Origin of the sequence: Bacillus sp. 16GRE42 (assembly GCF_019837435.1) — a bacterium.
Classification (GTDB): domain Bacteria; phylum Bacillota; class Bacilli; order Bacillales; family Bacillaceae_G; genus Bacillus_A; species Bacillus_A wiedmannii.
In genome coordinates this window covers 104,228-117,529 of sequence record NZ_JADAXF010000006.1, presented here as the reverse complement: position 1 = coordinate 117,529, position 13,302 = coordinate 104,228, and the positions used below count along the sequence as shown (strand labels likewise).

Genomic DNA, 13,302 nt, shown 5'->3' with positions numbered 1-13,302 from the left:
GCGATGAGGATTCATCGTCTTTTTTATTTGCGGCAAGAAAATAAAAGGAAGAGGGGAATTCGTAAACGTCGTTCATATTCTTCTTCACTCTGAAAATAAGTTTGATTTGGTGTGGCTTCTTTTATGTTTGTAATCGTAAACCCGGCTTGTTGTAACAATGTAAAATACTCTTCTGTTGTATGATGGTATTTAATAACTTCTTGGTCAATCCATGGCTCAACCCGTTCGCCAATTTTAAAATAATCATCGACGAGCCAGCTCGTTCTTTTCCCGCTCGTTTGCAAGCTTTCAAATGAAGAGGTAATAACAGGGTGTTGAACACTAAAAGTAAAGGTTCCATTTGTTTTTAAAGCTTCGTACACATTTTGAAAAATGATAGGAAGATGTTCAATATAATGTAAGGCGAGTCTAGACGTTACTAAATCAAAAATAGAAGGAGGGTATGTGTAGTCTTTGAGGTTTAAACAATGGACGGTTCCATTTTTATTTTCTAGTTGTTTTTTAGCTTTTTCATACATAAGTTCGGAGCCCTCAATACCAGTGTAAGAGTGGCAGCCATTCTCTAATAATTCCTCGCCAAACTTGGCGTCACCGCAGCCTAAATCGAGGATTTTCTTTCCTTTCACATCACCAATGAGTTGAAAGAAGGCTGGTTTTTCAAGTGATTCATTTGGGCTATTTTCTCGGTATCTTCGTTTCATATATTGTTCAAAAAATGCTTCGTTATTATATACATCAGATTCAGTAAATGCCATGATTGAAGCCCCCTTAAATATTTTTTTTATTCTACCAAATATGAAAAGTAAATGATAGATTTCTTGTAATGAATCATATATAATCTAGAATTGTAAGCGGTTACTTTAAACTATTTTTCTATAATAAATCCTGAAAACGTGTTAAGCTAGTAGAGGGATTATTAGAACTATTAAGACAATAATTCGCTTACATGAACGATGGGAGGCTTCACAATGTCTAGTAAAACACTTGCGAAATTTTTAGAAGAAAATTTAGAGGATTTAAAATCAAAGGGGCTTTATAACGTAATTGATCCGCTTGAGAGTTCAAATGGACCGATCATTACAATTGGCGGAAAAGAATATATTAACTTATCTTCAAACAACTATCTTGGATTAGCAACAGATAGTCGTTTGCAAGAAGCAGCAATTGGTGCAATTCATAAGTACGGCGTTGGAGCAGGAGCTGTTCGTACAATTAACGGTACTTTAGATTTGCATATTAAATTAGAAGAGACAATTGCAAAGTTTAAACATACAGAAGCAGCAATTGCTTACCAATCAGGATTTAACTGTAATATGGCAGCGATTTCAGCCGTTATGGATAAAAATGATGCGATTCTTTCAGACGAATTAAACCATGCTTCTATTATTGATGGTAGTCGTCTATCAAAAGCAAAAATTATTGTTTATAAACATTCTGATATGGAAGATTTACGCCAAAAAGCAATCGCGGCGAAAGAATCAGGTCTTTACAATAAATTAATGGTAATTACAGACGGTGTCTTCTCAATGGATGGAGATGTTGCAAAATTACCAGAAATTGTTGAGATTGCAGAAGAATTAGATTTAATGACATATGTAGACGATGCACACGGTTCAGGTGTACTTGGAAAAGGTGCAGGAACTGTAAAGCATTTCGGTCTATCTGATAAAGTTGATTTCCAAATTGGTACATTATCAAAAGCAATTGGGGTAATTGGTGGATATGTAGCAGGGAAACAAAACTTAATTGACTGGTTAAAAGTTCGTTCACGTCCATTCTTATTCTCTACAGCATTAACACCGGCTGATGCAGCTGCATGTATGCGATCAATTGAAATTTTAATGGAAAGCACAGAGTTACATGATCGTTTATGGGAAAATGGCCGCTATTTAAAACAAGGGTTAAAAGAACTTGGCTTTAACATTGGAGAAAGTGAAACGCCAATTACACCTTGTATTATTGGTGACGAAGTATTAACACAAGAATTTAGTAAACGTTTAAATGAAGAAGGCGTATATGCAAAATCTATCGTGTTCCCAACTGTAGCTAAAGGAAAAGGACGCGTTCGTAATATGCCTACAGCAGCTCATACGAAAGAAATGTTAGATGAAGCAATTCGTAAGTATGAAAAAGTAGGGAAAGAAATGGGCATCATTTAAGTAACGACATCTTTTGAATAGCTTGCAAATGAGGAGTGGGGAAAATGAAAAAAATTCTAGTAACCGGTTCTTTAGGGCAAATTGGTTCTGAACTAGTAATGAAACTTCGTGATGTATACGGTGCATCAAATGTTATTGCAACAGATATTCGTGAAACAGATAGTGAAGTAGTAACGTCTGGTCCATTTGAAACGTTAGATGTAACAGATGGACAAAAACTACATGATATTGCACAGCGTAATGAAGTAGATACAATTATTCATTTAGCAGCTTTACTTTCAGCAACAGCAGAAAAAAATCCGTTATTTGCTTGGAATTTAAATATGGGTGGACTTGTAAATGCATTAGAAGCAGCTCGTGAATTAAACTGTAAGTTTTTCACGCCCAGTTCTATCGGTGCATTCGGTCCATCAACACCGAAAGATAATACGCCACAAGATACAATTCAGCGTCCTACTACGATGTATGGGGTAAACAAAGTAGCAGGAGAATTACTATGTGATTATTATCATCAAAAGTTTGGCGTTGATACGCGCGGTGTACGTTTCCCAGGTTTAATTTCTTACGTAGCTCCTCCAGGAGGCGGAACAACTGATTATGCGGTTGAAATTTATTATGAGGCGATTAAAAAAGGCACATACACCTCATACATTGCAGAAGGAACATACATGGATATGATGTACATGCCGGATGCTTTACAAGCGATCATTTCATTAATGGAAGCTGATCCAAGTAAACTTGTGCATAGAAACGCGTTCAATATTACAGCGATGAGCTTTGAGCCAGAGCAAATCGCAGCATCCATTCGTAAACACATCCCGACGTTTACAATGGATTACGCTGTAGATCCTGCTCGTCAAACAATCGCTGATAGCTGGCCAAACTCTATTGATGCAACAGCAGCAATGAAAGAGTGGGACTTTAAAGCAGAATATGATTTAGACAAAATGACAACGGACATGTTGGCTAAGTTAAAAAAAAAGCTCACAGCTGAGTTAGTGATGAATTAATAGGAAGGGTCGATTCTTAGGAATTGACCCTTTTATTTGTAATTTGGGAATATAGAAATAATTGCAAATGTGATAGAATGAGTTAATTTGTGCATAAAGGGGAGAGATACAATGGAGAAATGGGAGTTAGCAAAGGAAATTTATAATACGTCACGTTTAACGGGAACATTTAAGCTTCGATCAGGACAAGTATCAAATCAATACTTTGATAAGTACTTATTTGAATCTAATCCAGTACTGTTATTAGAAATTGCTAAACAATTGAAAGAGCTCATTCCTCCTGAGACAGAAGTACTCGCGGGTTTAGAGATGGGAGGAATTCCAGTAGCGACAGCATTATCTTTACAAACAGGTATACCTGTTGTATTTGTAAGAAAAGAAGCGAAGAAGTATGGTACATGTAAGTTAGCAGAAGGCGTTAATATTGCTGGGAAAAATGTTTGTGTCGTTGAGGATGTTATTACGACAGGTGGTCAAATATTATTAAGTACGAAAGATTTAAGAGAACTAGGTGCGAAAGTACATCATGTTCTAGGCGTCATTGAACGAACGAAAGAGGGAAGCGATAACTTATTAGAAGATGGCTTACAGCTACATTCTTTATTTACAATGGATGAGTTAATTGAAGGAGAAAAGCAACATGCAAAGAGTTGACGTCGTATATGCACTAATACATGATGAAGAAACAGATAAAATATTAATGGTACATAATGTAGAACAAAATGTTTGGTCATTGCCAGGCGGGGCTGTGGAAAAAGGTGAAATATTAGAGGAAGCACTAATAAGAGAAGTAAAAGAAGAGACAGGTTTAACTGCTGTGGCAGGTGGACTTGTTGCGATTAATGAAAAATTCTTTGAAGAATCAGGGAATCATGCGCTATTTTTTACATTCCGAGCAAATGTAGTAAAGGGTGAATTGATTGCGGAAGATGACGAAGAAATTTCCGCAATAGAGTGGGTGGATCGAACGATCGCAAATGAACGATTCCCATTCTATGATGGCGGATTCGAGGCATTATTAGAAGTAGCTATTCCATACAAGTTTCAACCAGAAACAAAGTGATTGAAAGGAAAAAACAGGAGCGACAACGCTCCTGTTTTTCTATTCAATCGTCTTCAGTAATAACTTTTTCAATAGTGGTTTAATCTTCAGACGTAAATCTTCAGCATGATTTGCAACTAAGAAGTGATGGTTATAAATATTCTTCATTAATTGATAAGTTGCTTCTTTTGCTTCGCCTTCTTCGATGAAGATTCCGATTACTTCCATACCACTTTTACGAGCAAGTTTGACAGCTTCATGCGTATCTAAAATACCGTCTTGTTGATAGTCTAGCGCAGAAGGCTCACCGTCTGTAAAGACAAGTAAGAATTTATGCTTTTCTGGTCTTTTTGCAAGTTTTTCAGAAACGATACGAATAATATATCCGTCGCGGTTATCTTCTTCTTCGCGAAGCTGCATAATTTCTGGACCAACGTTTGGTAACGTTGAGTTTTTATACGTTACAACTTCATGGATAACGTTTGGCTTATCTTCAGGCTTAGCACTAGAAGCATCTTCCCAAAATCCGCTAATAGCGTGCGGGATTTTTAAAGATTTCAACGCTTCATGGAATAGGACCACACTCTTTTTCGTTTCTTCCATTTTGTTATACATAGAACCAGAGCAGTCCACTAGTAATTGGAATGCAACGTCAAGTTCTTGTGATTCCTGGCCTTTTTTATAAAACATGCGCGGCTGCTTTTCAGTATAAATACGAAGGAATTTCTTACGAAGTCTTCCGTAATATTTATCACTATTTGCATTCGTTTTATTTTCAATCGTTTTTTCGATAATTTTCTTTAATTCTTTTACATCTTTATTAACAACTGATTTGATAGCTTGGTAATCCTTTTTTTCATCAGGATTTGATTTGCGAGCTTCTTTAAATATATGAGAAGCACCAACGTTATACTTACCGTATGCACCCTCGTTTTGGCTAGAAGCGTGTGAAGCTCTTGCTTCTTCTGTATCAGCGCCATCAAAGTTGGATTGTGTACTTTTTTGAGAAGTACCTTGTACAGAACCAAGTGCTTGGTCGCCATCTTCTGATTCACGAGCAGTATCACCCATCATATTTGTTTTCGTTCCGCTTTCTAAATCAAAGCGTAAAAAGTTCTCGTTTTCATTGTTTTTATTTTCACGGTGCCATGTGGAGAAACTTTCATCCATTTTATTTTTGCTATCATCGTCATCTATGAGCTGCGTATCATCATTTGCTAATTTTTCAGCGCGACTGTCTTTCTCATCTGTAATAACAGATAAATAAAGCGGTGCATGTCCGAAATAATTATTAAGCATATCACTTTCAAGAAGTCCTTCTAAACGATAGCGAATTTTTTCAACGATATACATAATGTCTTCTGTATTACGAGCTTGGAATGTTTCATGCAAAATTGCTTCAATTTGCTCGAAATATTCATTATTAAACATTTCATATTTATCGCTCGTTAATGAAAGATAGCAGAGACAAAATAGACGATCACCGTGATAGTTACGAACACGATTGATTTCATTTTGTGAACCAAAGTAATTGCGATACATTTCTTTTCTTCTTTTAAAAACATGCTTTGTGCCAGGGCGTAAGTTTTTTACGATTTCCTCAACACGTAAATCTTCTAATAGAACAAATAATTGTGTTAAAAACTTTTTTAAGGGTGATTCTTGTAATTCAATCGCATAAGAACGAATTAAAGTCATGTCCGAGTAATGTTTATTACCAAGTGCTTTTAAAAACACTTCGCTTTTTAATCCGATTACTGTATCCTCTTCTTTTCGATCATCCCAAAAGTGACTAATGACAACCTTTTTTTCAATTTCGTCGTAGTATGCTTTATAGCCATACTCAAGGTAGGCATCGTCTTCTTTTAGAAGAGCATACATTAAGTTTTCCATTTGTAGAAACAGCGACGCATCAATTTTTTTGTCACTAAAAATTTGTCTCATGAATTATCCCTCAAAGAAATAACTTTCTGCTAATTCACGGACAGTCATTTGTTCTGTTTCATCGTTTAATTTTGCGATAATACTACGTTCAATTGCACGCATAACAGGAATATATACACCTAAATCACATGCGTCGATAATGCCACGAATACTTGCTGCTTCTTCACTTACACGCCCATCACGAGCTAAAGGCATAAGGTCGCTTGCAAATGCAACGAACTTTTCAATTGTTGCAACATCATTTAATTTTGATTCAGATAGTAATAGTTCTTTTAATGTGTCACCTTGAATGTATGGAACTTCAATAATAACGAAACGGTTTTTTAATGCTTCGTTTAGTTCACTTGTTCCAACGTAACCTTCATTAATTGCTGCAATTACACGATACTCCTCATCGCCATATACAACTTCTTGTGTAAACGGATTTGTAATCATTTTACGGTAATCTAATGCACCGTGAAGAAGTGGTAACGTTTCAGGTTTTGCCATATTGATTTCATCAATATATAGGAAATGACCGTTCTTCATTGCTTTCATAAGAGGGCCGTTAACGAATGTAACTTCAGATGCACCATCTTTCGTTTGTAGTGTGTTGTATCCTAAAATACCTTCTACATCTAGGTCAACAGAACAGTTAATGCTATGCATTGGTTTTTGGAATAAAGAAGAAAGAGTTTCAGCTAGTACTGTTTTACCACTACCAGTCGGCCCTTTTAATAGAATATTTTTGCCAAGAAGAAGCGCTGTAATAGCATCTTCAATAATGCTGTTATCAGATGCTTTATATATTTTCTTTCCAATTAAATGTGCATTTTCACCAGCTTCTTGTTTATTTTTTTCGTGAATGGTTGAGAGCTGTTGTTTTAAATCAGCATGTATATGAAATTGTTCTAACATGTATTTCCCACCTAACATTATTTTCATAAAGTAATACATCTTATGATAACTTGTTTTAATATGGTATGCAAAGAAAAGGAGAGAGGGGAAATGGAAAAGAAAAAGCAATCAATATTACATTGATTGCTTACAGTAAAGGAGAAATGAGTCGCATGAAAGACTCTAATATTCGTTTTTTGATACTTCTTTTTTGGAATGCGTTCCATTTAATTTCAGTGGAATGCTTAAAGTCGTCTTCAAAATCATGTTTAATATCATGAACGGTTTCTGATTCATATAGTACGCTAATAAGTTCATAATTTAATTCAAAGCTGCGTACGTCCATATTTGCCGTTCCAATTGTCGCGATCTTATCATCAACGAGTACAATTTTTGCATGCATAAAACCATCTTTATAACTATAAATGGAAGCACCAGCTTTTAAAAGCGGAGTGAAGTAGGACTGAGATGCTTGATCACTAATAATACTATCACTTTTACCAGGATATAAAATGCGTACATCTATGCCAGATATTGCACTTAAACGTAATAATGTTAAAGTTTCTTGATCTGGAATAAAGTAAGGTGTAGCGATCCAAATCGATTTTTTTGCAGATCCCATAACAGCTAATAATGTATTGCGAATGCTTTTATCATCTGAGCTAGGCCCGCTGGCTACAATTTGCACAGCACCTTCTGCACTTGAAATTTCTTTACCTGGGAAGTATTGTCTATTCATAAATTGATCCCAAGAATAAGTATTCAATCCACTAGAGGCATAGAGCCAATCTTCTAGAAAAATTGCTTGTAATTTATATAACGCTTTTCCTTCTATTTTTAAATGACTATCACGCCAAATGGGAAATTTTTTTGAACGGCCAAGATATTCATCACCGACGTTGAGTCCACCAGTAAAACCGATTTCTCCATCTACAATAACGATTTTTCGATGGTTACGATAATTGACAGTTTCAAGTAACCAAGCTGAAAAAATAGGGTCAAATTCTACAATTTCAATACCAGCTTCTTTCATAGGTTTTAAAAAGCGTCTTCTTAAAGTGTTACTTCCGAGTCCATCATAAAGAAAGCGTACAATAACACCAGATTTTGCTTTTTTTATTAAAGCATCTCGAACTTTCGTACCAATCTCATCAGATTTATAAATATAGTATTGAATATGTATGTGATGTTTTGCTTGCTCGATAGCTTGCAAAATTTCTGAAAAGGTTTGATCGCCATTTGTTAAAAGTTTTGTAGTTGTTTTATCTGCGGCAGGTCCGCCTCCAAATTTTTGTACGACTTTTGTTAAATGCATAGAACGTTCATGTAAGGGGACTGTGAGTGACAATTCTACTCGTCTTCCTTCTAATATTTCACGGAATAATTTTCTTTGCTCTTCTGAACGATGTAGATGTTTTTTTCTTCTCCAACGGCTACGTCCGAAAAGCGCATATAAAAGCACACCAACAACAGGGAGAAGTGCTAGTACTAAAAACCATGCTAAAGTGCTTTGTGGGGATCTATTTTCAATAAAAATAACGAAAGATATCCCTATGATTGTAAGAGACCATAATGCACCGACAAAGGTATATAGTGAGAGGATAGACGTATCTAAAAGTAAGAGTACGATAGATATAATTGTAAATACCAATAATAATTGAACGATAGGCTTCTTCATTTTTATAAAATTCCTCTAATCTTTCTTAAATATAGACTTCTTATATAAAAAGGTATAATCCGACATTCTTATTATAAAGTGTTTTGTTTTTTTTACAAAATATAGACATTTTCCCCATGCTTTCCGCATTTGTCCTACATACAGTATATTGTTACGTTATTATCCTGCTATTTGCTGGTTAATAAACAGTGTAGGGGGACAAAACATTTGTCCTTTATATAGGAACGGGGATAACCATATCATGGATTTGTAACAGGTACATGATGAAGCCGAGGATATGGTTATTCGTATTATACGGATTCTTTCTTATTATATAGGTTACTAACAAGGTCCGTACTATTCATACAATACCTATTAAGATGAGAAAATGGAAAAGGAGAGGGGAATAATGAATTATATAGAAAATAACGGATTGTATTATCGTAATCATCATCCTCATGGAGGGCACAACCATAACGGCGGACATCACCACCATGGAGGGCACAATCACCATGATCATCACCACCATCACGGAGGTGGATGGGGCTGGGGTGGCGGCTCATGGGGCGGTGGATTTTTCCCAGGAAGTTTTGCTGGAGGTGTGTTAGGTGGACTTACAGCTGGCGCATTAACGGGTGCAGCAAGTGGAGGCTACTATCCAGCACCGTACCCAGTAACTTATCCAGCGCCATACCCAGCACCATATCCAACTCCATATCCGGGGTATCAGCAAATACCATATCCGTATTAAACTAAAAAAGAGGCTTTCCTCTTTTTTAGTTTAATAAAGTAATTATTTATAAAATATTTCCAAAATAAAGGTGAAAATATGTTAATATTTTATTATTGTAATTCAAAAACATATATACTAATTTTAACTTTTATATTATTATCCGTGAATAGTTGTATAGTGTGCTCGAACTTCTATTTCGCTAGTAAAGTAAAGAGGTTAGATATGAGCGGGATTAATAGGGAATAGGCATTGTATAGAGCTAGCTATAAAGGAATGTAAGAGAATGAATAATGTATAATAAAGTAAGCTAATTATAGCGATAAGAAACCACTATTTATAATTGAAACGGTATTATATTGCTTTTTATTACAAATAATATTATGTTATTTTAATCGGCATATTTCAAAATGTGATGAATGCAAATAGCCATTATTAAGAAATGAAATATCTCTATTTCTATGAAGAGAAACAAGTTGTGTTTTAGTCAGATAGGAAGCAAGGAGAGATGCGCATGCTAGAACAAAGAGGTCATGCATTATATGACTCTTCATTGCGAGATTTAAAGTTAGCATTAGATGAGTCTTCAATTGTTGCAATTACAGACCGAAATGGTCTTATTACATATGTAAATGATAAGTTTTGTGAAATCTCCAAATATACACGAGAAGAGTTAATAGGAAAAGATCATCGTATTTTAAATTCAGGATATCACCCGAAAACATTTTTTCAAATTCTATGGAAGCGTATTTTGAACGGAAAAGTATGGAGAGGTGAGATTCGAAATCAAGCAAAAGATGGGACGTATTATTGGGTTAAAACAACAATTGTTCCGTTTTTAAATGAAAAAGGAGAGCCATATCAATTTATCGCGATCCGAAATGATATTAGTAGTAGGAAAGAAGCAGAACAGAGGTTGCGGTTAAGTGAAAGTCGTTATAGGGAGCTTGCGTATCATGATGCTTTAACGAGTTTACCGAACCGATTGCAGCTAATAACGACTGTAAACGAGATGATTGCAGGAAAAAAAGAATTTGGTATGATTTACTTTGATTTGGATCGTTTTAAATTAGTAAACGATACGCTAGGTCATATGATAGGGGATTTACTTTTAAGCGAAGTTGCTTCACGGTTGCATTATGTGCTAGGAGAGAAAGACGTTCTGGCTAGGCTGGGTGGCGACGAATTTGTGCTGTTAACAAAAAGTCATACACAAGATGCGATGAGGCAGCTAGCGACATCTGTGTTGTCATGTTTTCAGGCACCATTTATGCTTGAAGGTCATGAAGTATACATTTCAGCTAGTCTAGGACTGTGCGCATATCCGCAAGATGGTCAAGATGTAGAAACTCTATTAAAGAATTCGGATTTAGCTATGTATAGCGCGAAAGAACAAGGCAGAAATGCCGCGTGTTTCTTTACAGATGAGTTACGTGCGAAAATAAATCGTAGAATGAAAATTGAATTCGCTTTGCAAAAGGCAATTCGTGATGAAGAGTTAGACGTGGCACTGCAGCCTATTATTGATTTGAAAACGAAGAAATATACTGGTATTGAGGCTTTAGCACGTTGTTCGATAGAAGAAGGGCCTATTTCACCAGGCGAATTTATTCCAGTAGCTGAAGAATCTGGACTTATTATAAAATTAGGAGACTGGGTATTAGAAAAGTCATGTCGCTTGTTTAAAACATTGCCAGATTACGAAGAAGGATTAAGGTTATCTGTGAATTTATCCATACAACAATTAATGCAAAAGCGTTTTATTTTATCTGTACGTAGCATTTTAAGGAGAACGGGCTTTCCACCGAATCGTTTAATTTTAGAAATAACGGAAAGTATCGCTGTTCGCCATTTTGATTATATTATTGCTACATTACAAGAATTAAGAAATATGGGTATTTTAATTGCTTTAGATGACTTCGGAACGGGCTATTCTTCCTTATATTATTTAAAACAACTACCACTGGATATAGTGAAAATTGATCGTAATTTTATTCGTGAATTTCATTATGATCATGCACAGCCAGAGCGAACGATTGTAAAATCTGTTATTGAAATTGCCCATAGCTTAAATTTAGCAGTAGTTGCTGAAGGGGTAGAAACAGTAGAGCAAGAAAGTTTATTACAATCTATGGGTTGTGATTATGTACAAGGATTTTATTATGCGAAACCTTTATCTGTAGGAGAGTTAAAAGAAAAGTTAATTACAGATTTTGAATAAAAAAGAGAAGCCGGTAGCTTCTCTTTTTTTAATTCGTTTTTTGTGAGTCTTTCATTAATACTGGGTAAAGAATAAGACCTAGTACGAACAATCCGATTCCTAAGAAGAACGTTTTTAAATCAGCAGTTCCCGTTTTGATAACCCAAATAGAGTATACAAATGCTAATGTAGTAATGACCCCATCCTTTATTCGAGAACCAGGCATTATATCATACGTTTCTCCTGTAATAACCAATTTGAATTGGTACAGCGTAGAAACAAGGTATGGAATTAAATAAGCTAATGTTGCTACAACGATAGCGAAATTATAAGCTTCTGATACGGTACCAGAAATCGTTGAGAATAAGAAAATTTGCGTCATCACATTTGTAATAAATAATGATTTTGAAGGACTACCTTTTTTATTTGTTTTCGCGAAAAACTTAGGGAAAAGTCCATTCTTGGCTGCCTGATAAGGTACTTCTGAACTAACAACGATCCAGCCAACTGTAGAGCCAAATAAAGATACAAGTGCAAGTAAAGCCATGATATAGGCTCCTTTATTGCCAATTGCTAAATTTAATGCGTCTACTAATGGTTTTTGAGACTCTTTTAAAGCATCTTGCGAGAGAGCTCCCATTGTAAGTAAAGTAATTGACATGTAAATAAGAAGAGCGATAATTAATCCGAAAATGGTAGCTTTTTTTACATCGCGCTGAGATTTAGCACGGTTAGAAAGCATTACAGCAGATTCAATACCGATAAACGCCCAAAGTGTTGCGATAGCAGCTGAATTGATTTGTCCACCTAACGAAATGGATTGTCCAGCTTCATTCATAAATGTTTGACCGTCTCCAAAATTAGAGGCATTGAAAATGAATAATGTGATTACAATAAACATTGTAAATCCGATAATTTTTGCAATGGTAGCAAGAAGATTCATATTTCCAGCCTGGTCAATATTTTGAGAAAGAATATATTGAATTCCCCATAGCATAAGGCTACATACGAGGAAAGTTAGTCCTTTTCCGAGTTCTAGTGAAAATCCGTTCGTAGAAAAGAGAATTTGCTTACTTTGTAAAACTGGAAAGAATGTTGATAAATATCCAGCAAAGGAAATAATAACAGATGCGGTTGCAGCCCAGTTCGCAGCCCAATATCCCCAGGCCATACTATATCCTGCAACTTTGCCCGCTTTTTTTGAAGGGAACATTGCTTGAGCGTAACTTTGTGGTCCTGCCTTTAATTCTGGTTTGCGAACTGCTAAATTTCCAAATACGAGTGCAATCATAAATACGCCAAGACCTGTAATACTCCATGCAAGTGTAGAACCCATTGGACCTGATACGTGTGCTAAATTTGCTGGGAGCATAAATACGCCACCGCCAACCATATTTCCAATCACAAAAGCTGTTAAAATCCATAATCCCCATTTTTTCGTTTCCATTTTTGTTAACTCCTTTGTAGTAAGTTTTGCTTAAACATCATTTTTTACTAGCTTTTTGGCAATAAAAAAAGAGCCATGTAGATAAAAAATACCTACATGGCTCTTCGCCTGACGTAGGTACAACGGGAATAACCCTTGTACCTACGCGTAATTTTTCCGCTAGGTTTCAAGGGTTACGTATGATGATGATGTTTTTGTGCAAATGTAACTACAATTGTTGTATAAGTAAGCATAGTT

General features: G+C 35.6%; 11 protein-coding genes. 6 read left to right on the top strand and 5 right to left on the bottom strand.

Going from position 1 to position 13,302, the window contains the following annotated elements:
• Positions 1 to 23 precede the first annotated feature (23 nt).
• Positions 24 to 755, bottom strand: a complete 732-nt coding sequence (locus ILS93_RS24820) for a class I SAM-dependent DNA methyltransferase (RefSeq protein ID WP_222661571.1) — start codon at positions 753 to 755, stop codon at positions 24 to 26.
• A 213-nt stretch (positions 756 to 968) separates the two neighbouring features.
• Here ILS93_RS24820 and ILS93_RS24815 point away from each other — a divergent pair, with 213 nt between their 5' ends.
• From ILS93_RS24815 to ILS93_RS24800, 4 genes are all read left to right on the top strand, one after another.
• Positions 969 to 2,159 carry a glycine C-acetyltransferase gene (locus ILS93_RS24815; RefSeq protein WP_000095903.1) on the top strand — a complete coding sequence of 397 codons (1,191 nt, stop codon included), beginning with the start codon at positions 969 to 971 and terminating at the stop codon, positions 2,157 to 2,159.
• 44 nt (positions 2,160 to 2,203) lie between these two features.
• A complete protein-coding gene (locus tag ILS93_RS24810) occupies positions 2,204 to 3,169 on the top strand; it encodes an L-threonine 3-dehydrogenase (protein ID WP_222661570.1) in 966 nt (321 codons plus the stop codon).
• Positions 3,170 to 3,280: 111 nt separating this feature from the next.
• On the top strand, positions 3,281 to 3,823 hold the full coding sequence (gene pyrE, locus ILS93_RS24805) for an orotate phosphoribosyltransferase (protein WP_142315095.1): 543 nt from the start codon (positions 3,281 to 3,283) through the stop codon (positions 3,821 to 3,823).
• Positions 3,810 to 4,232 carry an NUDIX hydrolase gene (locus tag ILS93_RS24800; protein WP_064477108.1) on the top strand — a complete coding sequence of 141 codons (423 nt, stop codon included), beginning with the start codon at positions 3,810 to 3,812 and terminating at the stop codon, positions 4,230 to 4,232. Before pyrE ends, ILS93_RS24800 begins: the two co-directional genes overlap by 14 nt.
• 39 nt (positions 4,233 to 4,271) lie before the next feature.
• Here ILS93_RS24800 and ILS93_RS24795 read toward each other — a convergent pair whose 3' ends face one another.
• From ILS93_RS24795 to ILS93_RS24785, 3 genes are all read right to left on the bottom strand, one after another.
• On the bottom strand, positions 4,272 to 6,155 hold the full coding sequence (locus ILS93_RS24795) for a vWA domain-containing protein (protein ID WP_064477107.1): 1,884 nt from the start codon (positions 6,153 to 6,155) through the stop codon (positions 4,272 to 4,274).
• A 3-nt stretch (positions 6,156 to 6,158) separates the two neighbouring features.
• Positions 6,159 to 7,052: an ATP-binding protein gene (locus tag ILS93_RS24790; RefSeq protein WP_064477106.1), complete on the bottom strand. Its 894-nt coding sequence runs from the start codon at positions 7,050 to 7,052 to the stop codon at positions 6,159 to 6,161.
• A gap of 127 nt (positions 7,053 to 7,179) precedes the next feature.
• Positions 7,180 to 8,709 (bottom strand): cardiolipin synthase, encoded by a 1,530-nt coding sequence (locus ILS93_RS24785; protein ID WP_064477105.1) that lies wholly within the window; start codon positions 8,707 to 8,709, stop codon positions 7,180 to 7,182.
• 388 nt (positions 8,710 to 9,097) lie between these two features.
• Here ILS93_RS24785 and ILS93_RS24780 point away from each other — a divergent pair, with 388 nt between their 5' ends.
• Both ILS93_RS24780 and ILS93_RS24775 read left to right on the top strand, forming a co-directional pair.
• On the top strand, positions 9,098 to 9,439 hold the full coding sequence (locus ILS93_RS24780) for a hypothetical protein (RefSeq protein WP_064477104.1): 342 nt from the start codon (positions 9,098 to 9,100) through the stop codon (positions 9,437 to 9,439).
• Positions 9,440 to 9,932: 493 nt separating this feature from the next.
• Positions 9,933 to 11,639: a putative bifunctional diguanylate cyclase/phosphodiesterase gene (locus ILS93_RS24775; RefSeq protein WP_064477103.1), complete on the top strand. Its 1,707-nt coding sequence runs from the start codon at positions 9,933 to 9,935 to the stop codon at positions 11,637 to 11,639.
• Positions 11,640 to 11,667: 28 nt separating this feature from the next.
• Here ILS93_RS24775 and ILS93_RS24770 read toward each other — a convergent pair whose 3' ends face one another.
• Positions 11,668 to 13,065, bottom strand: coding sequence for an amino acid permease (locus ILS93_RS24770; protein WP_064477102.1), 1,398 nt, complete (start codon positions 13,063 to 13,065; stop codon positions 11,668 to 11,670).
• Positions 13,066 to 13,302 lie beyond the last annotated feature (237 nt).